Raw genomic sequence first — 24,081 nt, 5'->3', positions numbered from 1 at the left:
CGGGGTCTCCAGAACCGTTGCGCCGCTTAACCGAGCCGGATCTTGGTATCGCCCGTGAAGGCGTACGTCGGAAGGACAAGGTTGGCGGGGGCCGGGCCCTTGCGGATGCGCCCGGCGGTGTCGTAGTGCGAGCCGTGGCAGGGGCAGAACCACCCGCCATACTCGCCGCGCGGATCGGTGACCTTCTGCCCGAGCGGCACACAGCCCAGATGCGTGCAGATGCCGATGACGATCAGCCATTCCGGCTTCTTCACGCGGGCATCGTCGGCGGCCGGATCGCGCAGGTCGCCCAGGTTGACCTGCTTGGCGGCCTCGATCTCCTCGGCAGTGCGGTGGCGGACAAAGACAGGCTTTCCGCGCCAGGTGACCGTGATCGCCTGCCCCGCGGCGACCGGAGCCAGATCAACGTCGATGGAGGCAAGCGCCAGGGTGTCGGCCGCCGGATTCAGGCTGTCGATGAAGGGCCAGGCCGCCGAGGCCGCCCCGACGACACCGACCGCACCGGTGGCAAGATACAGAAAATCGCGGCGGGAACCCCCCTCGCCGCTGGAGGCCGCGTGGCCACCCGTCCCGGGCGGATGCGTGGTCTGAGCCATAAGCCTGTTTCTCCTCAAGGCATGCCCGACGCCCTTTGCCCGCGCCGGACGACCGATGGACCATTTTTATGCATGACACGGCAAGCCCGCCCGCCGAAGGAAAAACCCTCAGGCATGCCGCATCGGTCCGGAGTGGGTATCTCCAGCTTCTGCGCTGCGGTATACCGTCGCGTCGACATCTTGAAAAGTCCTTGGCCGGGAGACAATTTGTCGCGTGTGTCGGGGCTGGACTATTTGTATGCAAAACAAACACTTCGAGGCAAGGCCCGCGTTGCGCCTTGTGCTGTTCGAACCCGACATTCCACAGAATGCCGGCACTCTGATGCGACTCGCAGCCGGGCTGGGGGTGGCTCTCGACCTGATCGAGCCTTGCGGATTCGTGCTGGACGACCGCCGTCTGCGCCGCGCCGGGATGGATTACCTGGACCATCTCGACTGGGTCCGACACAGCTCCTGGGCCGCCTACCGTGCAGCGCCGCAGGCCGGGCGGCTGGTGCTGCTGACCACGCGGGCGGCGATCCCCTACACCGACTTCCGCTTCGCCCCCGGTGACCGCATCCTGGTCGGCCGCGAGAGCGCCGGCGTGCCCGACGAGGTGCATGACGCCGCCGACGCCCGGCTGGTGATCCCGATGGTGCCGCCCGCCCGCTCCTTGAACGTTGCGGTCAGCGCGGCAATGGTGTTGGGTGAGGCCCTGCGGCAGACCGCCGCACAAGATCGGATCGCGTAAAATCGGCATCGATTTGAAGCGTGAATCCGATCGCCAAACACAAGGCTAGGGCTTCCTGCGTTTTGCATTGAACGCAGGAAGCCCTAGAGACGCGGCAGACCGCCGGACAGGAAACGCCATGACCGCCGAAGCCACCGCCGAACCCGGCATCATCGAAGATCGCAAGGCCCGCGCCGCATCCTGGTTCCGGGACCTGCGCGACCGCATCTGCGCCACCTTCGAGATGCTGGAGGACGAGCTGACCGGCACCCACGCCGACCTGCCCCCCGGCCGGTTCGAGCGCAAGAGCTGGTCCCGCCCCGACCATGGCGGCGGCGAGGGCGGCGGCGGCACCATGTCGGTGATGAAGGGCCGGGTGTTCGAGAAGGTCGGGGTCAACATCTCGACCGTGCACGGCATCTTCAGCCCGGAATTCCGCGCCAACATCCCCGGTGCGGCCGAGACCGGCGAGTTCTGGGCGGCCGGCATCAGCCTGGTGGCGCACATGCGCTCACCGCTGGTCCCGGCCACGCACATGAACACGCGCCACATCGTGACCACCCAGGGCTGGTTCGGCGGCGGGGCCGACCTGACGCCGATGATCCCCGATGACCAGGACACCGCCGACTTCCACGCCGGCCTGCGCGCCGCCTGCGACCGCCACGACCCGGACTATTATCCGCGCTACAAGGAGTGGTGCGACCGCTATTTCTTCCTGCCGCATCGGGGAGAAGCGCGCGGAGTCGGCGGCATCTTCTTCGACAACCTCGACTCGGGCGACTGGGAGGCGGACTTCGCCTTCACCCGCGACGTCGGAACCGCCTTCCTCGACAGCTACACCGCCCTGGTGCGCCGGCACATGAACCGGCCCTGGACGGCGGAGCAGCGGGAACACCAGCTGATCCGCCGCGGCCGCTATGTGGAATTCAACCTGCTCTACGACCGCGGCACCACCTTCGGCCTGAAGACCGGCGGCAACACCGAAGCGATCCTGATGAGCCTGCCGCCCGAGGTGAAGTGGCCGTAACCTAGCGGCGCTGAGTCAACTGAACCCAGGGCGCCCACGCCTGCCGCACCATCTCGCCCCACAGCCGCATCGGCGCCATCCACAGCTCGGCCATGCCGGCGGCGGACGCCATCGGATTGCCGCCGAACGGGTTGGTGCCGAACGGGTTGGTGCCCGGCTTCCCGCCGGCGGGGCCGGCCAGCAGCAGCGGGTTCATCAACGCGGGCGCGAGCAGGCCGGCGACCGCGTCGAAGGACGGGGTGGCGCGGAACTGGATGGCGATCACCTCCGCCCCATCCTCTCCGGCCTCGCGGTGGCGGATCTGGATCTCCAGGTTCGGCAGATGGGCGGTCAGGGTCGTCTCGTCCGGCTTGCGGTCCATGCTCGCGGCTCCCTTCTGGATCTGGCTGTGCGAGGATAGAGTTTTTGCAACTGCGAAGAAACCCTCTCCGAAGGAGGTAGCGGCAACCAACGTCCGTTCCGGCCGTTGATGGCCGTATGGACAGCACCATCCCTCCGTCCGATACGGACACCCCCTCGCCCGAACAGGAAGCCGCCTGTGCCGGGCTGACCTACAGCTCCGACGACACCCCCGGCATCCGCCGGCGGCGCTACGGCAAGGGCTTCCGCTTCCTCTGGCCCGATGGCACCCAGGTGACGGAGGAGGACACGCTGGCGCGCATCCGCAAACTGGCGATCCCGCCGGCCTACCGCGACGTCTGGATCTGCCCCGACCCCGAGGGCCACCTGCAGGCCACCGGTCGCGACGCCAAGGGGCGCAAGCAGTACCGCTACCACCGCCGCTGGACCGAACTGCGCGAGGGCACCAAGTTCGGCCGCATGCTGGATTTCTGCCGGGCGCTGCCCGCGCTACGCGAGCGGGTGACCGCCGATCTCGGCCGGCGCGGCCTGTCGCGGGAGAAGGTTTTGGCCGCCGTGGTCCGGCTGCTGGAAACCACGCTGATCCGCGTCGGCAACGAGACCTACGCCCGCGAGAACCAGAGCTACGGCCTGACCACGCTGCGCGACGGCCACACCGAGGTCGAGGGGTCGGAGGTCCGCTTCTCCTTCAAGGGCAAGTCGGGCAAGGAATGGAACGTCGCGCTGCGCGACCGCCGGCTCGCCCGCGTCGTTGCCGCCTGCCGCGACGTGGCCGGCGACGAGCTGTTCCAGTATCTGGATTCGGACGGGCAGCGCCATGCCGTGACCTCGGGTGACGTCAACGCCTATCTGCGCGAGGCGACCGGCGCCGATTTCACCGCCAAGGACTTCCGGACCTGGGCCGGCACCGTACTGGCGGCGATGGCGCTGCGGGAGTTCGAGTCGTTCGACAACACGACCGGCGCCAAGCGCAACGTCACCCGCGCCATCGAACAGGTCGCCACCCGCCTCGGCAACACCCCCAGCGTCTGCCGCAAGAGCTACGTCCATCCCGAGATCCTGGACGCCTATGTGGAAGGCGACCTGCTGGAATCGCTGAAGCGCGAGGTGGAGGCGGAACTGCGCGACGAACTGGCCGGGTTGAGCGGCGAGGAGGCCGCCGTGCTGGCCTTCCTGCGCGAAAGGCTGGAGCGGGAGACGGCGTCGCGGGCGCGGGAGGGTGCGCGGGGGAAGAAGTAGGGAGGATAGGTGTTGGCTGACGGTGCCCCCACCCTGACCCTCCCCCGCTGGGCGGGGGAGGGGATAAGCGCTTATTCGGAAAGGCAGCGGCAGTCCCTCCCCCGCCCAGCGGGGGAGGTTAGGTGGGGGCACCGTCAGGCGACCCCTTAACCCCTCAAGCCGCCTCGACCGCCTCCGTCACCGGCAGCAGCCGCCGCATGACCAGGCACACCAGATCCCCGGCGATCACCCCTTCGGCGGCATGGGTCTGGACGTTGCGCAGCACCATCTCGGCACGGTCGCGGGCCGACATGCCGCGGCCGTGGGCCAGGGCGGCGGCGAGCCTCTCCTCGCCGAAGGGCTCGCGCTGGCCGTCGACGGATTGCAGGACGCCGTCCGTGCACAGGAACAGCGTCTCGTCCTGGTTCAGCACCGTGGTGGCCTCGGTGTAGGGAGCTCCGCGGCGAATGCCCAGCGCCGGGCCGCCGGCCGCGGACAGGAACTCCACCCCGCCCTCGGCGGTGACGCGGCAGGCGCCGCGATGCCCGGCGGCGGCATGGACCAGCGTGCCGCCCACCCGGTCGTAGATGGCGACGAAGGCCGTGGCGAATCCGTTGAAGGGGCTCTCGCCGCACAGCCGCTCGTTGGCGCCGGTCAGGATGGCGGCGGGGCCGACACCGGGGCGGGCGGTCTCGCGGATGGCGGCGCGCACCATCAGCATCAGGAAGGCCGCCGGCACGCCGCCGCCCGACACCCCGGCGGTCACCAGCAGGCTGTGGCGGTCGTCCAACTCGACCACGTCGTAGAAATCGCCGCTGACGGCGTGGCCCGGCACCAGCGTGCCGAAGAATTGGCTGTCGCGTCCCACCGGCAGCTGGCGCGGCAGCAGGTTGGCCTGCACGTCGCGGGCGGCGCGCTGCTCCTCCTCGATCAGCTGTTCGGCGGCGGCCAGCTTCTCGCTCTTGGTCTCAAGCTCCGCCCCGCGCATGACCAGCTGCGCGTCCAGAGTCTCTTCGCGGGCCGTCGCCTCCATCGCCATGCGGCGGAAGACGCGGGACAGCCGGCCGAACTCGTCGTCGCGGTCCGCCGCCTCGTTCAGGGTGAAGGGGTTGAAGCGCCCGGCCTCCACCGCCTTGACCGCCTCGCTCAACCGTTCCACCGGCGCCATCTGGTCGCGGGCGAAGCGCATGCTGAGATAGACGCCCAGCGCCAGCACGAAGACGCCGACCAGAGCCCCGATCTTCAGCTGCCGGCCCAGCATCGCCCCCGGCTCGGTATAGGGAACGCGCACGGCCGCGACCGCCGGCAGGCCGGCCGCCGCCGCCGCGTTGGCGGATGCATAACGGATGGGTGCCAGCGCCAGCAGCCCGTCGCCGGACACGCGGGTCGTCACGTCGCCAGCGGTCGCCGCCGCCTTGGCCGCGGCGGTGTCGGCATCGGACAGCGGACCTCCCGACCCGTTGGACACCACGGCACCGCGCGCCAGCACCCGGCCGTCGCGGTCGAGCAGCCACGCCGCCTCCACCGCGCGGGTGGCGATCAGCGCGTCGATCGCTCCCTCGGCACCCGATTTGCGCAGCAGGTCTCCCAGGCGCCGCATGTCGGCGCCGACCTGGACGATGCGCGGCCGGTCGACGCCGGCCACGCCGGCGAACTTCATCAGCCGGCCGCTCTCCATCGCCGGCTCCGACGCCAGCGAGGCGGGCGAGCGGTTCAGCAGGCCGCTGTAGGCGCCGTGGCGCGGCCCGCCCTTGGCATCCTGGCCGAAGACCGGATCGGGACCGGGCACATTGTGCAGATAGGCCCGGCCGCGGTTGTCGGTGACCCACATCTCGTCCGGGCCGCCGGATTCGGCGATCTGCTTCAGCCGGTCGTTGATGGCCTTGGGCGCCAGCTTCGCCGTTTCCGCCAGCGCCACCAGATGGGCGGTCAGCGTCGCTTCCGACAGCAGCCGTTCGGACAGCATGGCATCGACCTCCCGCGGGAGGTCGCCGGCCTGGGCGGCGCCACGGGCGAGCAGGCCGGCGGTCAGCCGCGCCTCCGCCTCGATCCGCTCGGTCAGGGCCGCGCGCGTGGTGAATGCCATCGTCGTGGTGACCACCACCACCGCCAGCAGCACCAGACCGGTGACCAGCAGGATCAAACGCTGTTGGAACGTCATGGGATTGCGCCCGCCCCCTCTGGCTGAAGCAAATGGCCGAAGCCATGGCCGATGGGACCGCTTCTACCGGTCCAGGGCACGCAAGTCCAGTTGCCGGGCCGCCGCACCGGTCATGGTCACGCCGGCCAGGGGCGGCGTGAGGCGGCAGAGTGCGCAAGATTCGACCACAGGCGCGACATTATCTCTTTCGTAACCACATGGTCCGTAAGACGGAAGGACCGCGGACGGTTTCCCGCCGCGGTCCCGTGCTCTTTCAAACCCGCCGCCACTGAACCGGTGCACGCCCATGCCGCTCAACGTTCTGGAAGTCGCCGTCTATGCGATGGTCCTCACCGCCAGCCAGCCCAACTCATTCGAGTGCGTGGCCGTGAAGCCGGAGGGCGTGAACTGCACCAACGGCCTGTCGGCGAAGCAGGACGGGCCGAACCTGCTGTTCAGCACCGGCATCCAGGTGATCAAGGACAATCAGGGCCGGGTGCGGCTCAGCAACGGGCTGCAGACGCGCTTCGACAGCTCCGCCTGGGTGGAGTTCCAGGACACCGGCAAGAAACCGGTGGTCAGCGTCCGCAAGACAGGCCCGTTGCGCTTCAAGTTCTCCAACGGCTTCCAGTGCGAGGCGATGGGCAACCCGGAAGACATGGCCCGCTGCCACAAGCCCTGAGGGCTTCCCCTACCGGTTGATGCCGCGGCGCTCCATCTCGTCCTCGATGGCGCGGCGGTTCTGCCGGATCTGGCGCTGTTCCTCGCCCAGCCGGTCATACTGGTTGCGCAGGTCGCGGTCGGAATAGTCGCCATAGGCTCCGGCGCGGCGGTTGCCCGACGAATTGCCGGAGGAGCCTTCATAGCGGCGGCCGTCGCGGTTCAGCTCGCGATCCTCGGCCGTACGGTCCTGCGAATTGCTGTTCGGGTTGACGGCGCGGTTCAACTGGTCGAGCGCCCCACCCCACCCGCCTTGCGACTGGCCGTTCTGGGCCAGGGCCGGCGACGAAAGGGCCAGGACGGCAGCGGCCGCAAGAATAACTGTACGCATCGGACGAACTCCCTCATGCGGTTATCGTTTCCTTCTGACAACCGCCGGGGAGCCGATCCGTCACGCCTCCAGTGGCTCCGGTCCCAAATCACCCCGTCCATGCGGGGCGTCGAGATCCAGTTCCGGCCCCTTCTGCACGATGCCGGTGGGGTTGATGGTGGCGTGGCTGCCGTAATAATGCTGCTTGATGTGGTCGAAATTCACCGTCTCCGCCACGCCCGCCACCTGATAGAGGTCGCGCAGATAGCCCGACAAGTGCGGATAGTCGGCGATCCGCCGCTTGTTGCACTTGAAATGCCCGACATAGACCGCATCGAAGCGCACCAGCGTGGTGAACAGGCGCCAATCGGCCTCGGTCAGCCGGTTGCCAACCAGCCAGCGCCGGGTCGCCAGCTTGGCGTCGATGCCGTCCAGCGCCGCGAAGAGGGTGTCGAAAGCGGCCTCGTACTTGTCCTGGGAAGTGGCGAAGCCGGCCTTGTAGACGCCGTTGTTGACGGCGTCATAGACGAAGGCGTTGACGCGGTCGATCTCCTCCACCAGATCCGGCGGGCAGAAATCGGTGCGCACGTCGGTGAAGGCGTCGAACTCGCGGTTGAGCATGCGGATGATCTCCGCCGACTCGTTGTTGACGATGCTGCCGGTCTTCCTGTCCCACAGGACCGGAACGGTCACCCGGCCGCTGTAGCCGGGCTTGGCCTGCAGATACACCTCGTAGAGGCGGCGGGCGCCGGTCACCGGTTCCGGCTCCGCGAAGGTCCAGCCTTCCGACAGCATCAGCGGATCGACCACGCTGACGCCGATCACCTCGTCCAGCCGCTTCAGCTTGCGGAAGATCAGCGTGCGGTGCGCCCAGGGGCAGGCCAGCGACACCATCAGGTGATAGCGCCCGGCCTCCGCCGCGTAGGGGGTGGAGCCGTCGGCCGACACCCGGTCGCGGAACTGCGCCTCCGTCCGGACGAACGCACCGCCGGTCTTCTTGGTGTCGTACCACTGGTCTTGCCATTGTCCGTCGATCAGCAGGCCCACGGCTCCCTCCCCTTCGTCACTGTCCGTCGATGGTCAACCGTGCAGCTTCGCCGTGATCTCGGCGACATGGCGGCCCTGATAGCGGGCGCCGTCCAGCTCGACCGCGCTCGGCCGGCGCGAACCGTCGCCGCCGGCGATGGTGCTGGCGCCGTAGGGCGAGTTGCCCATCACTTCCGAAACGCCCATCTGGCCCTGGAAGGAATAAGGCAGGCCGACGATCACCATGCCCAGGTGCAGAAGCACGGTGTGGGTGCTGAGGATGGTGCTCTCCTGCCCGCCATGCTGGGTGGCGGTGGAGGTGAAGGCCGCGCCGACCTTGCCGACCAGCGCGCCCTTGGCCCACAGGCCGCCGGTCTGGTCGAGGAAGTTCTTCATCTGCGAGGCCATGTTGCCGTAGCGGGTCGGCGTGCCGATGACGATGGCGTCATACTGGGCAAGCTCGTCCACCGTGGCGACGGGAACGTCGCTCTCGTCCTTGTAGTGGGCGGACTGGCGGACGGCCTCCGGCACCAGTTCGGGCACGCGCTTCACCGCCACCTCGGTCCCGGGGACGGAGCGGGCGCCCTCGGCCACCGCCTGCGCCATCTCCGACACATGGCCCCAGCTGCTGTAATAGAGGACCAGAACCTTCGCCATCGTCGCCACTCCCTATCCGGTTGGTGAATCGGGCCGCCGCGACCGGTGCCGGCCCGGCGGTGACACCAGAAATAGGGCGCGGCGGCGCTTCCGGTAATGCCGGATCTTGGCACCTCATTGTTTCCGGGTGTACAACAATGCCATGGATCGCCTCGACGACATGCTCGCCTTCATCAAGGTGGTGGACACCAAGAGCTTCACCGCCGCCGCCGACCGCCTCAACCTGTCGAAGTCGGTGGTCTCCCGCCGTATCGGCGAGTTGGAGAACAGGCTCGGCGCGCGGCTGCTGAACCGCACCACCCGCAAGCTCAGCCTGACCGAGGTGGGCCAGGCCTATTACGAGCGCTGCACCCGCATCCTTGCCGACCTGGAGGAGGCGGAGCAGGCAGTCGCCGACCTGCATGCCGCCCCGCGCGGCCGGCTGCGGCTGAACGCGCCGGTCAGCTTCGGCATCATGCATCTGGCCCCGGCGGTGGCGGAATTCCTGGAGCGCTATCCGGCCATCGAGATCGACATGGACCTGAACGACCGCACGGTCGATCTGGTCGATGAGGGGTACGATCTGGCGGTCCGCATCGGGCGGCTGCGCGACAGCTCGCTGATCGCCCGGCGGCTGGCCCCGGCCCGCATCGCGCTGTGCGCCAGCCCTGCCTATCTGCAAAAGCACGGGGTGCCGGAAGCGCCGGACGATCTCGCCCGGCACAGCTGCCTGATCTACACCAACGTGCCGACGCCCGACGTCTGGCAGTTCACGGTGGACGGCGAGACGCGCAACGTCCGGGTCTCGGGCCCGATCCGCAGCAACAACGGCGACCTGCTGCGCGAGGCGGCGATGTCCGGCGTCGGCTTCATCATGTCGCCGACCTTCCTGTGCGGACAGGCGCTGACCCGCGGCGAACTGGTCAGCGTGCTGCACCGGCACATCCCGACGGAACTGTCGGTCAACGCGGTCTATCCGCAGAACCGCCACCTGTCGCCGAAGGTGCGGGTGTTCGTCGATTTCCTGGTCCAGCGCTTCGGCCCGCGCCCCTATTGGGACTGCGCGCTGCTCGACACGCTGCCGCAGGAGATGAGGCCGCAGGAGGCCGGCTGAAACGCGTTTAAGACGGCGCCCTTAGGACGGTGAATTCGGCCGGCGGCGGGAGCGCAGGTTCAGCGCGGTGATGAAGTTCGGCTGCTGGCCGACCACCGGACCCTGGGGAACCGGCTTCTTCGCGGCGGTCGACAGGAAGCCGCCGACCCGGCCGCGCAGTTCCACCGCATGGTGCGCCGCCTCGTCCGCGCTTTCCGCCACCTGACGGCGCACCGACGGGTCCAGCGTGTTGAAGGCGCGGGAGGCGAATTCGAAGGCCGGCTGCGACTTGGTGGCGATCACCTGACGCAGAGCCTTGGACACCAGCACCGTGTCGAGACCGCCCGGCCCCTCCACCCCGTCCAGCACGTCGGCGAGGATGCCGATGGCCTGGATGGTGCCGTTGTCGTCCAGGGAAAGGTCGTGAGCGTCCATACGGGTCTTCCGATCGTCTCAAGCGGTACGGGTCTCGCCCCTGCGGACACCCGGGTTGCACCTTTGAAATCATAGTGTTTGCACCGGCGTCTGGCAATGGACGCCCGCAGGGGCCGGCGGTGAAATCGTTAAGACCCGGCTTGTGCCGATGCCAGCGACACCGGGAACGCGGCCCGCAGCGACGGCCACAGCGCCGGCCAGTCGCCGTCATGCTCCATGCCCGGCACCACCCGCACCGGCGCGCCGACAAGGGTCCCGAAGCCGCGCACGACGTCCGGCGGCACCACCCGGTCGTTGCCCCCGGCGATGTGCCATTGCGGCACCACCGCCAGCCGTCCGGTCTCTCGCGCCGGGTCGAGCGACCCGGTCAGCGGCGTCAGCCGCTTCGCCGCCGCCCAGGCCGCGAGGTCGAGCGGCGCCACCACCGTCACCAGCGCCGCCACGTCGCTGCGCCTTGCCGCCAGCAGCGCCGCCGCCACCCCGCCGCCGGAATAGCCGACCAGCACCAGCCGGTCCGCCCCGCTCTGCCGCTTCGCCTCGTCCAGGGCACGGCCGAGGGCGCCGATCACCTCCGGGGCAAAGCGGTGGGAGGTCCAGATGCGGGTGGAGCAGGCGGCGTCGGTCGCCACCCCGCCATACTGGCAGGGCCGGCCGAGATAGAGCAGCCGCGGCGCCGGGTCGGTCAGCGCCAGCGACAGAGCCACCGGGTTGAAGGGCGTGGGGTCGCGCGACGGTTCGGTCGGGCTGTTCCAGGCATGGCCGTCGCCCTCGATATAGACCACCAGCGGCCCCGCCCCGCCGGACCGCAGCCAACCCGCCAGGGTGAAGGGCGTTGCCGAGAAGCGCCGCGGCAGCAGGCCGGCGGCCCCTGCCGCCTCGTCCACCGCCGCCACCTGCTCCCGAGGGATTGCGGCGCAGCCGGCCGGCAGCAGCAGCGCGGCGGCAAGAGCGGCGCGCAAAAGCGAGGCGGCCGGCGTCACCGCTCGGGCAGTCGGGTGGCGAAGGTCGGCGGTAGCAGCCGTTCGACGCAGGCCCCGGCATCGCCGGTGGACAGCGTCTCGACGAAACGGGCGGCGGCGGCCCGGCCGCAGGGGCTGACGCCCAGCACGTCATGGCCGATGCCGCGGAAGGACATCAGCGTCGCCCGGTGCAGGCTGCGCCCCATCGCCTCTGCGCGCGCCGAAGCGGTGAAGGTGTCGTAGGCGCCGGTCAGGATCAGCGCCGGCACCTCGGACTCGACCGGCCGGTAGAAGGATGCATCGACAGGCGGCAGATTCAGCGCCGGACAGGCGGCGTCGTAATCGGTCTCCACCGCCTCGGCCACCACATGCGGGCGCAGGTCCGCCGCGGCGCGCCGGGCGGCGGCGGCATCGATGCGCGGACGGTTTTCCCGGCATCCCACCGTCAGGTTCAGCCCATAGGCGAGGTTGTCCAGCACGCCCCAGATGGCCGGCGGCACGACCAGCGACAGTGCCGCCGCATCCTCCAGCCGGTTCGCGCCACCGCTCCGCGCAACGGCGCGGTCGAGACGGTCGAGCAGGGCCGGCATCACGACCATCCCGTCCGCACTGCCCAGCCGCAGGGCCAGCACAGTCGCCAGCATCGGCCAGGACAGCTGCAGGTCGCTTTCCCGCCCGGTGCCGGGATGGCGCAGACGAATCTCCAACGGCTGCCGCTCCAGCGCCGCCGACAACCGCTCCACCGCCTGCCCCAGTTGCGGGAAGGCGCGGGCGCAATCGGGCTGGGCGGCGCAATCCTCCACCATCCGGCGATGGGCCTGCCGGATGGCGGTCAAGCGATCGAGGTCGAGCCAGGTCGCATCCACCGCCGCCGGGGAATTCAGCACGAGGCTGCGCACCGCCGCCCCGTCGACGCGCAGCAGCGCCTGCGCCAGCACTCCGCCATAGGAGGTCGCGACGACGTTCCAGCGTTCCACCCCCAGCGCGCCGCGCAGCGCCCGCAGGTCGGCGGCACTCTGCCCACTGTCGAAATCCTCCAGCCGGTAGCCGGCGCGGCGCAGAGGATCGAGGCAGGCCACGGCGTCCTCCGCCGTCACGCCGCCGAACCAATAGCGCAGCGGGTCCAGCGCGGGGCAGCGCAAGGACGGGGCCGACCGGCCGGTGCCGCGCTGGTCCACCAGGATGATGTCGCGGGTGGCGCGCATCGGCGCCAGCATCGCCGCGGTGCCGCGCGGATCGTCGCCGCCGCCCTGCCCCGGCCCGCCGGCCAGCACCACCACCGGATCGGCGGCGGGCGCGCCGTTCAGCGCCGGCAGCACCATCACGAACAGGTCGAGCGGCAAGCTGTCCGGCCGCTGCCAATCCGACGGCACCCGCAGGCTGTGGCAGCGCGGCGTCGGCCCGGCCGGCAAATTCGGCGGGCATGACACGTCCGCGAGTGCCGGACGCACGGCAGGGGCCGGAACCGCTTCCGGAACGGTGCTTGCAACGGAAAGCGGCGGCGGCGGCTCCGCGATCACGATCGGCGGAGGTCCGTTGAACGACGGCCCGCTCAGCCAATCGATCCCCACCCCCAGGAACCCGCCCGCCAGCGCACAGAGCGCCAGTGCGCCGCCGATGACGGCGAGACGCCGACCGCCGCTGTCCATCGGTCGGTCTACTCGGCCACGGTGGTGAAGAAGGCGGACTGGACGACGACGTTGCCCTTCGCCTCGGCCTTGGCGATGGCCGTGCGCAGGGTCGCCAGATAGGCGCCGGCAGGCTCCACCTCCTCACGCTCCGCGGGGAACAGCGGCTCGCGCGTCACCAGCGCCAGGATCATCGCCGGGCCATAGGGCGGGGCGATGGTGTAGACGCGGTCGGCCGACGACTTGGCGATCCCCAGCGTGACTGGCCGGCCGGCATCGACGCGGTCGTCGCGGCGCAGGCGCATCGGCACCATGTGGATCGCGTTGCCTTCCATGTCGATGTAGTCGACCGTCAGGTAGCCCGACATGCCGGCGGTCACCGTGACCTCCAGCTTCTCGCCCTGGCGGTAGACCATCGACGGCCGGTTGAAGCCCAGCCCCAGCGCGTCCGAGCCCTGTGCCTCCGCCCGCGCCGGCAGGCCGGCGGCACCCAGCGCCTCGCACAGCGGCCAGGGGCGCACGGCGACGCGCGCGTCGATGTCGATACCGCCCGGAAGCCCGGTGATCGCCGCCTTCAGCGCGCCGGCATCGGCGTCGCTGCCGACATAGCCGGCGATGCGCAGGCCCTTGCCCGTCTCAACCGCCCTGACGCCGGCGCAGGTGAACCCCGCCGCCGCGGCCTCCACCCTCTTGCGCGCCTCGGCCGGCGTGATCGGCGGCACCGGCGGAGCGGCGGGAACGGCGGCGGGCACGACCTGGGCCGGTGCGGGCGTCGGAGCCGGCGGCGTGACGGTCTGGACGGCCGGGGTGACCGGCAGCGGCGGCGGAGCGGCGGGAACCTGCGCGACCGCGGGCTTGACCGGATCGGGGGCCGGCGTTTCGGCCTTCACGGGCGCCACAGGCGTTGGGGAAGCGGGCGCGCCGAGCGGAGCCGTCGTCATGGCGGGCGGCGCGGCAGGCGGTGCGGAAGGCTGAGTGGCGGGAGCCGCAGGAGCGGACGCCTCCTTCACCGGCGTCTTGGCGGGCGCCTCGGCAGTCGCCTGGGTCGCCGTCTGTGCGGGCGGCTGCGACTGGCCGAACAACAGGAAACCGGCGACGCCGGCCGCCACCAGACCGCCGACGCCACCGGCGATCAGTCCGACGGGCGCCTTCTTCGTCGGCTCGGCCGCCGTCTGAGCAGTCTTCGCCTGCCTCTCGGCCAACGCCGGCTTCGGCTCCTCCTTCGCGACGGTCGCGGCCGGGAAGGGGGTGGCGTCGAAGGGCGTGATCTCCGCCGGGCGGCGGGTCAGCGCGCCGACCAGTTCCGTCATCGATTTGGCGCGGTTCTGCGGGTCCGGCTCCAGCATGGAGCACAGGACCCCGCGCAGCGGCTCGTCCAGCGCCGACAGGTCGGGCACCGCCATGCGCCGCTCGATCATCGCCTGCGGCGTGCGGCCCATGTCCAGCGGACGGCCGAGAGCCGCCGCGGCCAGCACCAGACCGGCGCTGTAGATGTCGGACTGCGGCCCGACCTGCCCGCCGAACAGCCCGAACTGCTCGGGCGAGGCATAGCCGTACTTGCCGGCGAAGGCATCGCCGATGACGGTCCCCGCCCCGCCGGCGGTCTGCTTGGCGATGCCGAAATCGATGATCTTGGCGTTGGCGATCTCGCGGCCGGGCAGGATGACGTTGTCGGTCGACATGTCGCGGTGGACGATGCCGCGCTGGTGCGCCGCCGCCAGCCCCGAGGCGATGCGGTCGAGCAGGATGGCGACCTCTTCCGGGTCGAGCGGCCCGCCCTGCAGCACCTCCTGCAGCGACGGCCCGTCGAGATACTCCATCGACAGCAGGATCCGGCCGTACTCGTCGCGGAATACGCCGTCGTAGGACACCACCGCCTCGTGCCGGATTTCGCGCAGTGCCGCCGCCTCGCGCCGCAGCAGCTCCACCATCTTGGCGTCCTGCGCCAGTTCCGGCCGGATCACCTTCACCGCATGCCAGGTGTTCATGTCGACATGGCGGGCGCGGTGCACCTCGCCCATGCCGCCGCGGGCGATCAGCCCGGCCACCTCATAGGTATGGCTCAGAAGGGTGCCCGGCCCGATCGGCGCCGGTGATGCCCGTCCTGCGGACGCGTCCACGCCGGAGACGGACGCCGCAGTGGCCGACATCGATGTAACCGGCATGGATGTAACCGAAGATGCGGTCACCGACGGTTCGGGAACCGCAGTGGCGGCGACCGGCGGCGTGGTCAGCCTCGTCGCCTCGGCATCCACCCCCCGGTCTGCGATCCCGGTCGCCGCCGGCAGGACGGCGGTCGGCTCGTGGCTGTCGGCGGGATGGTCGTCGGGGGTGCCGTCGAGGATCTGGGCCATGGCGGGATACGGTCCGGTTCAAGAAGTGGCAGGCGGTGTGGAAGGATCGAGCGGCAGGGCATCAGTGGCGGATCAGTCGGGCTTTCCACCCTCTGGGGCACCGCCGGAGTCACCACGCACGAAGCGGTCGTATTCGCGGGCGATGGCGTCGCCGATCACCCGGTCGAAATCCTCTTCCAGCTCGACCACCAGATCCTTGTAGAGCGTCTCGTACTGGTCCCAGTAGCGCGCCTTGCGTGCCGCCGGGACGATACTGTCGAGAAGCCGCGTCTCCAGACGTTGGCTGAGCGCGCCGGGATCGAACTTGGCGACCACCTGCTTCAGCGCGGTCTGCAGCGCCGCGGCATAGGCGAGGTGGTGGACCTGCACGTCGCTCGCCGCTTCGCGCACCGCGTCGGCCATCGGCAGGAAGCCGCGCAGGCGCGGGTTGGCCAGAACCGACACCGCCTCGTCCAGCGTCTCGCAGCGCTTCAGCGGGTTCTCCCCCGCCGGGCGGAAACTGGTCTGATCCAGATGGAACTCGTCCTTGAAGCGGGAGCGCGCCCGCAGAGAGGCATGCAGCGCGCCCAGGCTGACGCGCAACGCTTCGCCCAGGCTGCGCATCATCGCGTTCGGGTCCGGCAGCCCATCCGTCGGCAGCGTTGCGCCGAACCCCTCATAGAAGGCGGCGACGGCGGCACCCGCATCGACGGCGGGCGCGGCGACGGGAACGGAAGCCGCTACGGGTGCGACCGGCACGGGCGGCGGAGCCGGCACGACATGAGGCGCGGCATGGAACGCGGCCTGGGGAACGATGACGGAGTCGTCGGGCAGCGGAATCGGCTCGGCCGCCCGGGCGACCGGCGCGGGCTCCGCCGGCAGCGGATCGGCCGCCGGATCGGGCAGCGTCTCGTCGATGTTCCAATCTTCCGGCAACGGCTGGGCCGTCTTCGCCGCGACGGGGAAGGCCGGGTCCGGAAAGGCCGGTGCCGCCGGCTGCAGCGTGCCGAGGAGGTCGTCGTCCCAATCGTCGGGGATGCCGCCGCCCGACGGCTGCGGTGCGGCGGCTGGCGGCTGGTAGGAGACGCCGATCGACAGCGACTGGTTCAGCGGGTCGGAATGGTCGTCCACGGTGCCGAACCGCCAGTCCTCCGCCCGCTCGCGCACGGCGGCACCGCTGCTGGAGGCGGTCCAGGCATCGAAAGGCGCCTCTTCCGACCGCAGCGGCTGGTGTTCGAAGGGCCGGTGTTCGGCAGAACGGGCCGCAGGGTCGGCGAACAGTTCGTCGAACTGGTCCGGTGCCGCGGCAGGGGCCGGCGGCGGGGCGAAGGGATCGGGCGAGCTGTCCGCGCCCAGCCGAAAGGCGCCGGAGATCTCGGTAAAGCTGGGGGCGGACAGCGTCTCCACCGTCGCCTCGATGATGAAGCGGCCGATGCGCACGCGGTCGCCCGACCTGAGGTCCGCCGGGACGCTGCGGCCGAGCGGCCGGTCGGAGCCGTTGAGGAAGACGCCGTTGGTGCTGGTGTCGATCACCCGGTACCCGGCCCCGGTCTTTTCGAAGACGCAGTGCTGGCGCGACAGCAGCAGGTCCGGGTCTGGAAGGATCCAGCCATTCTCGACCCCGCGCCCGACGGTGAGGTCGCCGCCATGCAGCGTCTTCTCGGCATTGCCGCCCAGCGACGCCCGATGGTCCGAAACGATCCTCAGCCTCAGCATTCCACGCTCTCCACCCCGCTGCCCAATCCCTCTCGACCGGCGGTCAGCCGCCGATCACGACCGTCGGCGCCCCGGTCACGATCACCCCGCCATGGGCGGTCTGGTCGCCCAGCCGTGCCGCGGGCCGCCCGCCGACGATCACCGTCGCCGACCCCTTCACGATCACGTCGGGCGGGCCGACGCAGACGCACATGTCCGTCACCACCGCGGCCGGCAGGAACTCGATCAGGACCGCCGGCACACCGGGGCTGACGATCGGGCCGCCGACATGCGGGACCGGGCCGGTCGTCATCGGGCAGGTGTGCATGTCGGTCAGGCGGGCGGCGGGCGGCATGGGCGGTCTCCTCCGGCCTTCGGATCAGCGGATTCGGGGCGCGTCGGCGCCAGGGGTCGTCCGCAGCGGGATTTCGACGCGGCGCAGGTCGCCGTTCACCGATTCGAACAGGACGAGCGCGTCGGCGCCCGCATCCTCCATCATGAACCGGATGCCGGGGCCGAACAATGCGGCGCGCTGGGCCTCGTCGCTGATCGGCAGGAAGCTGCCCAGCACCGCCGGATCGTAGAAACGGAACAGGTAGGTCGCCCCGCCCTCGCCGTTGACGATGGTGAATTTGCGGAAATGGCGGCGCACCGCGTCGATGTCGTCGCCGGCCAGCACCAGGACGCCCCAGCCGCGGCCCCAGCCCTCCCCCACCAGCCAGTCGGCGATGGCGCTGCCGCGCGTCAGCCGCACCAGATAGGGCGCCACCTCCGCCAGTTCGGTCGCCGTGTCGCCCTGGTAGAGGGAGCGCATGTCGGCCTCCTCCTCCCGCGCCAGCAGGCCGGGATAGAGGCCGGGGTCGCGCGCGGCGTCGACGATCATGTAGAGGCCGCCGGTCTCCCCTTGCTGCCCCCCTTGAGGCCACAGGTGATGGGCAAGGCGGGCGACCACCTCCTGCGGGGACCGGCGGGGGGAAAGCTCCGTCATCGCCCTGCCTGTGCCTGAATTCATGCCCGGGTTCGTGCCTTGGTTCATGTCTGGCAGATCTCGCACAGCGGCGTGTTGGACGCGGCGGCGCTGCGCATCACCATGGCCTGGGCCGCGGTCTTCGGGGTGTGACTTTGCGCCGGGCGCGGCAGCTTCGCCTTCGGCGGGGCCGGGATCGTCCCGCCCTTGTCCTTGTCGGCCGGCGACGGCTTGGCCGGCTTGGCCGGCGAGGCGCTCAGCCCGTTGGCCGCGCCGCCGCTGTTGATCAGCACCATGGTGCCGTTCATGGCGATGCCGGCCGGGCTCAGCGTTATGAAGTTGCCGCCGACCTTCAGCGTCAGCGAGGCGCCGGCCTCCAGGCACAGGTTCGCCCCGGCATTGACGGCATAGTTGGTGCCGATCTTGTCGTGCAGGTCGACGCCCACCGTACGCGACACCCCGCCGCCGATGGACTCCACATGGTCGCCGTCCACCGTGGCGTGGTGGTTCTTGCCCACCCACTCCCACAGACCGCCGGCGACGTTCACATGCTGGCCGGACGCCACCGAGGTGCGGCTGTCATGGCCGATGCGCAGGTCGTAGTCGCGCTGGGCATGGACGAAGACCTGCTCCTTGCCCGCCTTGTCCTCGAACCGGATTTCGTTGAAGCCGCGCCCGCCGGGCGAGCTGCGCGTCTTGATGCCGGAGCGCGTCTTGTGTTCGGGCAGGGCGTAGGTCGGCAGCGCGTCGGCGTTGTTGACCACGCCGATCACCATCGGCCGGTCGGGGTCGCCGTCGACGAAATCGACCAGCACCTCCATGCCGATGCGCGGCACCGTCTGCATGCCCCACTGGTGCCCGGCCCAGCTCTGCGCCACCCGGATCCAGCAGGAGCTTTTCTCGTCCGACCGGCCGCGTCGGTCCCAATGGAACTGCACCATGATCCGGCCGAACTTGTCAGTGTAGATCTCCTCCCCCGCCGGGCCGACCACGAAGGCGGTCTGGATGCCGCGCACCGACGGCTTCGGCGTGCGCCGCGCCGGCCGCACCACCGCCTTCGCCGGCAGGGCGCGGAAGCTGTTGCCGTAGGAGGCCTTGCGCTTGTCGCCGGGCAGGAAGCCCTCGTTGCAGGCGTCGAACTCCAGTTCCGCCACCACGACGGGCTGGTTGTTCTCCGCGGCCGTCGGATGGTCGGTCAGGGCGAAGGTCAGGCCGGGATGCAGGCTGCGGCAGGCACCGACGCCGCGCACCCCCTCCAGCCCGCGTTCCTCCGTCTCCATCCGGCGGCGGGCGAGCGCCGATCCGGCGTCGCGCGTGGCATAGCGGCCGGGATATTCGAACAGCTCGTACTTGGTCGAAACCGGCACCTTGGCGACCGACGCCTCGCCGCTGTCCAGCGCCGTGCGCGGAGCCTGGAAGTCGTAGTCCTTGGTCGCCCAGCGGCCCGACGCGATGGAATAGACCCGCTCCCAGCGCTCGATCTGGTCGGCATACTGGCCGCTGGGGTTGAATCGCAGGGTTGCCGGCGACAGCTTGGCATAGCCGGCGGCGCTGTCCGACAGGATCAGCTTGTGCCGGTCGCGCTCATGCGCGAAGTAGTAATAGATGCCCTCTTCTTCCAGCAGGCGGCTGATGAAGTCGAAATAGGTTTCGTTATACTGGACGCAGTATTCCCGCGGCTGGTAAGTGCCGCTCAGGCTGCGAAATTCGAAGTTGGAGAAGCCGAATTCCTGGAAGATCGTCTCGACGATCTTCGGCACCGCCATCGGGCCGCCGCCGCCCAGGCTGTGGAAGATGCGGCAATCGCTGGTGTAGGACAACAGCGACAGCCAGGGCACCACCTCGATGGTGTAATAGCGCTGGTCGCGCCCCACCGGCACACCGACGCCCAGCGAGCGCGCGATGCCGTTGACATAGTGGCGCTCGCCGTCCAATTGGCGGAAGCCGATGTTGACGCTGTTGCCGACGATGGTCTCGGCCGCCAGCGGTTCGATGGGGCCGAGCGCGTCGATGCGGTAGAGGAAGGGGCTGGACAGCGCCTCGCGCCCCTGCACCCGCTCCACCAGCAGCACGTCGGGGCCGGCCGGCGTTTCCAGCGACAGCAGGCGGTCGTCCTGCGTGAACTGCATCACGCCTCCTCCTTGGCACGGCCGGTCAGGAAATCGACGAAGGATGCCGCCGGCGGCAGGCCGGCGGTGGTGAAGCCCTGCTCCGCCACGCCCTCCCCGCCCAGCGTCCACCAGCGGGCGCCGGTGGACGGCGCCGCATCGGACAACTGCGGAACCGACAGGGCGGCGACGGAGCCGACGAAGGCCTCCACGTCCAGCGTGTGGGTCAGGACGGACAGCGCAAGTTCCTCCGCCGCCTCGAACCATGCGACGTCATTTTCGGCCCCGGCGGCGGTCCGGCCGGGCGCGAACAGGGCGACCAGCGCCAGCGGGAACTGCCGCCCGGCCTTGTCGACGCTGGGCATCATCACGCCGGCTGCGGCCTGCGGCCCGCAGCCCCCGGCCTCCAGCGTGAAGCGCCAGATCGGCGCGTTGAGGTAGCGGTCCATCCACCCCTCGCCCAGCGTCGCGCGGCTGGCCTGCAACCCGTCGAGCAGCCAGTCGTGCCACGGATCGGCGAAGCTGCGGGGCAATCCGCGCAGCAGGAAATCGCCCCGCGCCGGCAGCTTCCCGAAACAGCCCGCATCTCCCATCAGAGACTGTCCGGGCATCGGAAGTCCTTGAGATCGCGGATCGAGAAGGGATTGACCGCGCTGGTCATCCGCACGTCGAAGCTGGCCGACTTGCCGGCGGCGCCGAAGCTCAACGGGATGCGGTCGGGCACGGAGCCCTTGCGGCCCCGGTTGGCGTCCAGCGTGCGGAACCACGCCCAGCTGCCGGTGCGCTGGGTCATCTCAGGCGGCTCGGTCGGCTGGCCGGTGAAGGTGACGCGCAGGTCGCCCGCCCCGCCCGGCTTCGGCCATTGCAGCCCCTGCGCCAGCGTGGCGTTGCGGGCGAAGGTCATGCGCTGGCCGTCGATGTCCAGATCCACCTGCTCCACCCCGGCGCCGAGATAGGTCGGGCGCAGCTCGAAGCGCAGCGAGGGCACCCGGCCGCCGTCGGGGAAGAAGGCGTCGCGGATCATTGCCGCATGCTGGAAGGCCGGCAGCACCGAGGACGGAATGCCGAGGTCGGCGGCCGACGGCTGCCAGCGCCAGGGCTCCTTCGTCGTGTCGACGAAGGGGCGCAGCCGGTTGGCGAAGAAGGCGTCGATCAGCCCGCCGGGCGCGAACAGCCGGGCGAAATCATCCATGCCGACATCGGCCGACGCACCCTTCACGAAGGGATAGCGGTTGTCGAGCGCACGGCGGCACCAGGGCAGCACCGTGCTCTGCCATTCGGCGTTGATCTGCGACCGCGCGCCGCTCAGCGTCCGCGCGGTGCCCTGTTCCACCAGCTCCTCGGTCCAGCGGCGGACCGGCTGCGGGTAGTAGGCCACGTCGGTGGCGAGCTTCTGGAACACCTCGCCGCCGCCGTTGGCCGCCAGATCGAACAGCTTCTGCCCACTGCCGGAGCCCAGCGACAGCCGCGCCAGCACGGCATGCACGCCTTCCAGCTGGCGCAGCAGCTCCTCCAGCCGGGCATTGCCGCTGTTGCGGGTGAAGTCGTTCAGCGGGCGGAACCGGTCGTCCACCATCTGGGTGACCAGCTTGGCGATGCCGCTGTCGGCGACCGCCGCGGCCACGGCCGCCACCGCCGGAGAGGCGCCGGCCGGCGCCTCAGGCACGCGCTGCAGCGTCGTCTCGTTCGCCACCGCCGCCAGCAGCTTCTGCAGGGGAGAGCTGCGGCCGGAAAGGATGTTGACCTCTTCGCCCAGCGCCTGCGGGTTGGCCGCCGGCACCAGGGTGATGTCGTTCAGCAGAGCGTCCCAGCGGCCGGCATAGTCGCGCAGGTACAGGGTCAGCGCCGCCGTCTCCAGCTCCGGCCCGGCCTCTTCCCCACGCGGGGGGCCGAGCAGCCAGCTGAGGTCGCGCACCGACCGCGCCGCACCGGGCAGAGCCGGCAGCATCACGCCGGTGAAGCCCTGCTGCGTGTAGAAGCCCGGAATGCCGTCGCTGAACCGCGCGCCGGAGGAGCGGCGGAACACCCGGTCGCCTTCCGGCCCGGCCTGTTCGGTCGGGCGCCATTCCTGCAGCTTGCGCGCAGCCTCGCCGTCGCGGACGGCGGCATAGACGCGGGCGGCCAGCGGCGTCCGGGCCAGAACCTCGCGCGACTGACGGATCAGCTCGGCGTCCAGATTGACCTTCGGCAGCCCGGCCGGCGCGCCGAGCCCGGCGTCGATGTGGCCGAGCAGCGCCTTGGTCTCGTCCTCGCCCGGCGGGGGCGAGACGCGGCGCAGCCAGCCGGCGGTCCAGGCCTTCACCTCCTCGCCGTTGACCGGCCCGGCGCCGCCCAGCGTCAGGTAAAGCCGCAGCAGCGCCTCCACCGCCGGGGCGTCGTCGGCGACCAGACGGTCGCGCAGGTCGCGCTGCACCCGAACCAGCAGGCGCGGCACCAGCAGCCCGTTGACCGCGCGGCGGTACAGCGCGTCGCCGGCCTCCTCCAGCTTGTCGCCCTGGTAGAGCCCGAAATCGAGCGCCAGCTTCTGCTTCAGCGCCAGCGTTTCGTGGCCGGCCGGCAGGGCGCGCAATTCGTTCAGCACGGGCAGCACGCGGCGGATGTCGTCGTCGGCGACGGTGCCGGCGGCCAGCGCCTCCGCCTTCGGGCGATAGGCGTCGACCGCCTGCTGTTCGCGGTCGATCAGCCCGGCATTGCCGAGATAGCCGGCGACCCAGGCGGCGGTGGCGGCGACGGTGACCAGCCCGAACAGGCTGTAGGCGATGCGCGGAACCCAGATGCGCCGACGCTCCGCCGCCGGGTCGAAACCGACCAGATTGGCCTCGCGGAACACCAGATCGTTCAGCAGCCCGCCGAGGAAATAGCTGCGCTGCTGCCCGGCGGCGACGGCACCGCCGCGGAAGGGCGCCGCCGGCAGGCCGAAGCTCTCGGCCAGCCCGCCGATGAGCCGGTCGATCTGCGTGCCTTCCTGGGTGCCGCTGGTGAAATAGATGCCGCGCAGCCGCAGTGCCGGCTCATACCGGTTGGCCTTGAAGGCGGCGGACACGAAGTCGAGCAGCGGCTCCTTCAGCGAGGCCAGCTGCGAGGGGAAGGCGAAGATGGCGCCGCGGCGCTCCTGCGCATGCTCCTGCTGGATGCGGTCGACGGCGCGGGCGGACAGCCGGCCGGCGATGCCGTCCAGCTCGCTGCCCAGCGTCGCCATGCCGGCATCGCCCAACTCGCTTTCGGCCGCCGGCAGGGTGACGCCGACGATCTGCCGGCGCTCGTCCCGGTTCAGGTCGTGGAAGAACTCGTTGAAGCCGGCGATCAGGTCGGCCTTGGTCAGCAGCAGATAGACGGGCGCCTTGATCTTCAGGGTCTCGTACAGCTCGCGCAGGCGGCGGCGGATGGCGGCGGCATGCTGCGCCCGCTCCTCCGGCCCGGCGGCGGCGAGGTCGGGAACCGCCATCGCCACCAGCACGCCGTTGATCGGCTGGCGCGACCGCGCGTCCTTCAACAGCTTCAGGAAGGCGCCCCAACCGGTCTGGTCGACCGCCTCGTGGCTGTCCTGGGTGGTGTAGCGGCCGGCGGTGTCGAGGAAGATGGCCTCGTCGGCGAACCACCAGTCGCACTGGCGGGTGCCGCCGACGCCCTTCAGCGGCTTGGCCCCGGTCTGTTCGGCCAGCGGGAAGTTCAGGCCGCTCTTCAGCAGCGCCGTGGTCTTGCCGGCGCCCGGCGGGCCGATGATGACGTACCAGGGGGTGCTGTAGAGATAACCGTCGCCCAGGCCCCGCTGCTTGCGGCCGGCCTTCAGCAGGGCGAGGGAGTCGGCGAAGGTCTTGCGCAGGCCTGCGACCTCGTCGGCCTGGTCCATCGCCGCCATGCGGGCCGCGTCGCTGCCGCCGGTCAGCTCCGCCGTCATCCGCTCCTCGGCCTTGGCGTCGCGGCGTTTCAGCAGGATCAGCACGACGGCCAGGATCGGGAAGGGTACGGCGGCGGCCACGGCCAGCCAGGGCATCTCCAGCCCGGCCAACGGCGCCAGCAGCGCGATCAGCGCCGCCGCGATGGCCGCCCCGATGAAGCCCAGCACTGCGCGGGAGAGCAAGATGGCGGTCAGCCGACTCATTCCGATACCCCTGTCCCTG

General features: G+C 70.5%; 21 protein-coding genes. 5 read left to right on the top strand and 16 right to left on the bottom strand.

Translation table 11 applies throughout. From position 1 onward, the window contains the following. Window positions 1-26: 26 nt before the first annotated feature. Window positions 27-596 (bottom strand): ubiquinol-cytochrome c reductase iron-sulfur subunit, encoded by a 570-nt coding sequence (gene petA / locus ACWPKK_RS21795; protein ID WP_014249761.1) that lies wholly within the window; start codon window positions 594-596, stop codon window positions 27-29. 271 nt (window positions 597-867) lie between these two features. Here petA and ACWPKK_RS21790 point away from each other — a divergent pair, with 271 nt between their 5' ends. After that, entirely contained in the window at window positions 868-1,326 is a 459-nt protein-coding gene (locus tag ACWPKK_RS21790; RefSeq protein WP_452009605.1) for a tRNA (cytidine(34)-2'-O)-methyltransferase, read from the top strand. 118 nt (window positions 1,327-1,444) lie between these two features. After that, window positions 1,445-2,332 (top strand): oxygen-dependent coproporphyrinogen oxidase, encoded by an 888-nt coding sequence (hemF, locus tag ACWPKK_RS21785; RefSeq protein WP_324864662.1) that lies wholly within the window; start codon window positions 1,445-1,447, stop codon window positions 2,330-2,332. Window position 2,333: 1 nt separating this feature from the next. Here hemF and ACWPKK_RS21780 read toward each other — a convergent pair whose 3' ends face one another. Beyond that, the gene (locus ACWPKK_RS21780) at window positions 2,334-2,693 is read right to left on the bottom strand and encodes a hypothetical protein (protein WP_452008377.1); all 360 of its coding nucleotides are present in this window, start codon (window positions 2,691-2,693) and stop codon (window positions 2,334-2,336) included. 116 nt (window positions 2,694-2,809) lie between these two features. Here ACWPKK_RS21780 and ACWPKK_RS21775 point away from each other — a divergent pair, with 116 nt between their 5' ends. After that, window positions 2,810-3,931, top strand: coding sequence for a DNA topoisomerase IB (locus ACWPKK_RS21775; protein ID WP_452008374.1), 1,122 nt, complete (start codon window positions 2,810-2,812; stop codon window positions 3,929-3,931). 154 nt (window positions 3,932-4,085) lie between these two features. Here ACWPKK_RS21775 and ACWPKK_RS21770 read toward each other — a convergent pair whose 3' ends face one another. Continuing rightward, window positions 4,086-6,071 (bottom strand): PP2C family protein-serine/threonine phosphatase, encoded by a 1,986-nt coding sequence (locus ACWPKK_RS21770; RefSeq protein WP_452008372.1) that lies wholly within the window; start codon window positions 6,069-6,071, stop codon window positions 4,086-4,088. Between the two features lie 286 nt (window positions 6,072-6,357). Here ACWPKK_RS21770 and ACWPKK_RS21765 point away from each other — a divergent pair, with 286 nt between their 5' ends. Then, the gene (locus ACWPKK_RS21765) at window positions 6,358-6,732 is read left to right on the top strand and encodes a hypothetical protein (RefSeq protein ID WP_452008370.1); all 375 of its coding nucleotides are present in this window, start codon (window positions 6,358-6,360) and stop codon (window positions 6,730-6,732) included. A 9-nt stretch (window positions 6,733-6,741) separates the two neighbouring features. Here the strand turns inward: ACWPKK_RS21765 and ACWPKK_RS21760 are convergent, their stop codons facing one another. From ACWPKK_RS21760 to wrbA, 3 genes are read right to left on the bottom strand one after another with little or no spacing between them, the layout of a single operon-like run. Further along, the gene (locus ACWPKK_RS21760) at window positions 6,742-7,101 is read right to left on the bottom strand and encodes a hypothetical protein (RefSeq protein WP_452008367.1); all 360 of its coding nucleotides are present in this window, start codon (window positions 7,099-7,101) and stop codon (window positions 6,742-6,744) included. Window positions 7,102-7,161: 60 nt separating this feature from the next. Further along, on the bottom strand, window positions 7,162-8,127 hold the full coding sequence (locus ACWPKK_RS21755; protein ID WP_452008365.1) for a glutathione S-transferase family protein: 966 nt from the start codon (window positions 8,125-8,127) through the stop codon (window positions 7,162-7,164). A 33-nt stretch (window positions 8,128-8,160) separates the two neighbouring features. Then, window positions 8,161-8,763, bottom strand: a complete 603-nt coding sequence (gene wrbA / locus ACWPKK_RS21750) for an NAD(P)H:quinone oxidoreductase (RefSeq protein WP_452008362.1) — start codon at window positions 8,761-8,763, stop codon at window positions 8,161-8,163. Window positions 8,764-8,905: 142 nt separating this feature from the next. Here wrbA and ACWPKK_RS21745 point away from each other — a divergent pair, with 142 nt between their 5' ends. Then, entirely contained in the window at window positions 8,906-9,856 is a 951-nt protein-coding gene (locus ACWPKK_RS21745) for a LysR family transcriptional regulator (RefSeq protein ID WP_452008359.1), read from the top strand. A 21-nt stretch (window positions 9,857-9,877) separates the two neighbouring features. Here the strand turns inward: ACWPKK_RS21745 and ACWPKK_RS21740 are convergent, their stop codons facing one another. The 10 genes from ACWPKK_RS21740 to tssM form a co-directional block, all read right to left on the bottom strand. Then, window positions 9,878-10,270 (bottom strand): hypothetical protein, encoded by a 393-nt coding sequence (locus ACWPKK_RS21740; protein WP_014249743.1) that lies wholly within the window; start codon window positions 10,268-10,270, stop codon window positions 9,878-9,880. Window positions 10,271-10,398: 128 nt separating this feature from the next. Then, window positions 10,399-11,250 (bottom strand): alpha/beta hydrolase, encoded by an 852-nt coding sequence (locus tag ACWPKK_RS21735; RefSeq protein WP_452008356.1) that lies wholly within the window; start codon window positions 11,248-11,250, stop codon window positions 10,399-10,401. Continuing rightward, the gene (locus tag ACWPKK_RS21730) at window positions 11,247-12,878 is read right to left on the bottom strand and encodes an alpha/beta fold hydrolase (protein WP_452008354.1); all 1,632 of its coding nucleotides are present in this window, start codon (window positions 12,876-12,878) and stop codon (window positions 11,247-11,249) included. The genes ACWPKK_RS21735 and ACWPKK_RS21730 overlap by 4 nt, the downstream gene beginning before the upstream one ends. A gap of 8 nt (window positions 12,879-12,886) precedes the next feature. Further along, entirely contained in the window at window positions 12,887-15,211 is a 2,325-nt protein-coding gene (locus ACWPKK_RS21725) for a serine/threonine-protein kinase (protein WP_452008352.1), read from the bottom strand. A gap of 72 nt (window positions 15,212-15,283) precedes the next feature. Further along, window positions 15,284-16,906: a type VI secretion system-associated FHA domain protein TagH gene (tagH, locus tag ACWPKK_RS21720; RefSeq protein WP_452008345.1), complete on the bottom strand. Its 1,623-nt coding sequence runs from the start codon at window positions 16,904-16,906 to the stop codon at window positions 15,284-15,286. Between the two features lie 43 nt (window positions 16,907-16,949). Further along, a complete protein-coding gene (locus ACWPKK_RS21715; protein ID WP_149226775.1) occupies window positions 16,950-17,240 on the bottom strand; it encodes a PAAR domain-containing protein in 291 nt (96 codons plus the stop codon). A gap of 24 nt (window positions 17,241-17,264) precedes the next feature. After that, complete coding sequence (locus ACWPKK_RS21710) at window positions 17,265-17,873, bottom strand: DUF4123 domain-containing protein (protein WP_452008341.1); 609 nt, start codon at window positions 17,871-17,873, stop codon at window positions 17,265-17,267. Window positions 17,874-17,917: 44 nt separating this feature from the next. Next, on the bottom strand, window positions 17,918-19,981 hold the full coding sequence (locus ACWPKK_RS21705; protein ID WP_452008338.1) for a type VI secretion system Vgr family protein: 2,064 nt from the start codon (window positions 19,979-19,981) through the stop codon (window positions 17,918-17,920). Beyond that, window positions 19,981-20,571 (bottom strand): type VI secretion system-associated protein TagF, encoded by a 591-nt coding sequence (gene tagF, locus ACWPKK_RS21700; protein ID WP_452008336.1) that lies wholly within the window; start codon window positions 20,569-20,571, stop codon window positions 19,981-19,983. The genes ACWPKK_RS21705 and tagF overlap by 1 nt, the downstream gene beginning before the upstream one ends. Further along, window positions 20,553-24,062 carry a type VI secretion system membrane subunit TssM gene (gene tssM / locus ACWPKK_RS21695; RefSeq protein ID WP_452008333.1) on the bottom strand — a complete coding sequence of 1,170 codons (3,510 nt, stop codon included), beginning with the start codon at window positions 24,060-24,062 and terminating at the stop codon, window positions 20,553-20,555. Before tssM ends, tagF begins: the two co-directional genes overlap by 19 nt. Window positions 24,063-24,081 lie beyond the last annotated feature (19 nt).

The sequence above is a fragment of the Azospirillum largimobile genome (genome assembly GCF_977007025.2).
Note: the sequence above shows the minus strand (reverse complement) of the source record. Positions and strands in the feature narration are given on the sequence as shown.

Coding starts and splice junctions, on each gene's coding strand:
- tagH (WP_452008345.1), bottom strand. CDS start 16,906: ATGCTGAGGCTGAGGATCGTTTCGGACCATCGGGCGTCGCTGGGCGGC.
- ACWPKK_RS21705 (WP_452008338.1), bottom strand. CDS start 19,981: ATGCAGTTCACGCAGGACGACCGCCTGCTGTCGCTGGAAACGCCGGCC.
- ACWPKK_RS21770 (WP_452008372.1), bottom strand. CDS start 6,071: ATGACGTTCCAACAGCGTTTGATCCTGCTGGTCACCGGTCTGGTGCTG.
- ACWPKK_RS21710 (WP_452008341.1), bottom strand. CDS start 17,873: ATGACGGAGCTTTCCCCCCGCCGGTCCCCGCAGGAGGTGGTCGCCCGC.
- tagF (WP_452008336.1), bottom strand. CDS start 20,571: ATGCCCGGACAGTCTCTGATGGGAGATGCGGGCTGTTTCGGGAAGCTG.
- wrbA (WP_452008362.1), bottom strand. CDS start 8,763: ATGGCGAAGGTTCTGGTCCTCTATTACAGCAGCTGGGGCCATGTGTCG.
- ACWPKK_RS21730 (WP_452008354.1), bottom strand. CDS start 12,878: ATGGACAGCGGCGGTCGGCGTCTCGCCGTCATCGGCGGCGCACTGGCG.
- ACWPKK_RS21760 (WP_452008367.1), bottom strand. CDS start 7,101: ATGCGTACAGTTATTCTTGCGGCCGCTGCCGTCCTGGCCCTTTCGTCG.
- ACWPKK_RS21780 (WP_452008377.1), bottom strand. CDS start 2,693: ATGGACCGCAAGCCGGACGAGACGACCCTGACCGCCCATCTGCCGAAC.
- tssM (WP_452008333.1), bottom strand. CDS start 24,062: ATGAGTCGGCTGACCGCCATCTTGCTCTCCCGCGCAGTGCTGGGCTTC.
- ACWPKK_RS21725 (WP_452008352.1), bottom strand. CDS start 15,211: ATGGCCCAGATCCTCGACGGCACCCCCGACGACCATCCCGCCGACAGC.
- hemF (WP_324864662.1), top strand. CDS start 1,445: ATGACCGCCGAAGCCACCGCCGAACCCGGCATCATCGAAGATCGCAAG.
- ACWPKK_RS21745 (WP_452008359.1), top strand. CDS start 8,906: ATGGATCGCCTCGACGACATGCTCGCCTTCATCAAGGTGGTGGACACC.
- ACWPKK_RS21775 (WP_452008374.1), top strand. CDS start 2,810: ATGGACAGCACCATCCCTCCGTCCGATACGGACACCCCCTCGCCCGAA.
- ACWPKK_RS21765 (WP_452008370.1), top strand. CDS start 6,358: ATGCCGCTCAACGTTCTGGAAGTCGCCGTCTATGCGATGGTCCTCACC.
- petA (WP_014249761.1), bottom strand. CDS start 596: ATGGCTCAGACCACGCATCCGCCCGGGACGGGTGGCCACGCGGCCTCC.
- ACWPKK_RS21715 (WP_149226775.1), bottom strand. CDS start 17,240: ATGCCGCCCGCCGCCCGCCTGACCGACATGCACACCTGCCCGATGACG.
- ACWPKK_RS21740 (WP_014249743.1), bottom strand. CDS start 10,270: ATGGACGCTCACGACCTTTCCCTGGACGACAACGGCACCATCCAGGCC.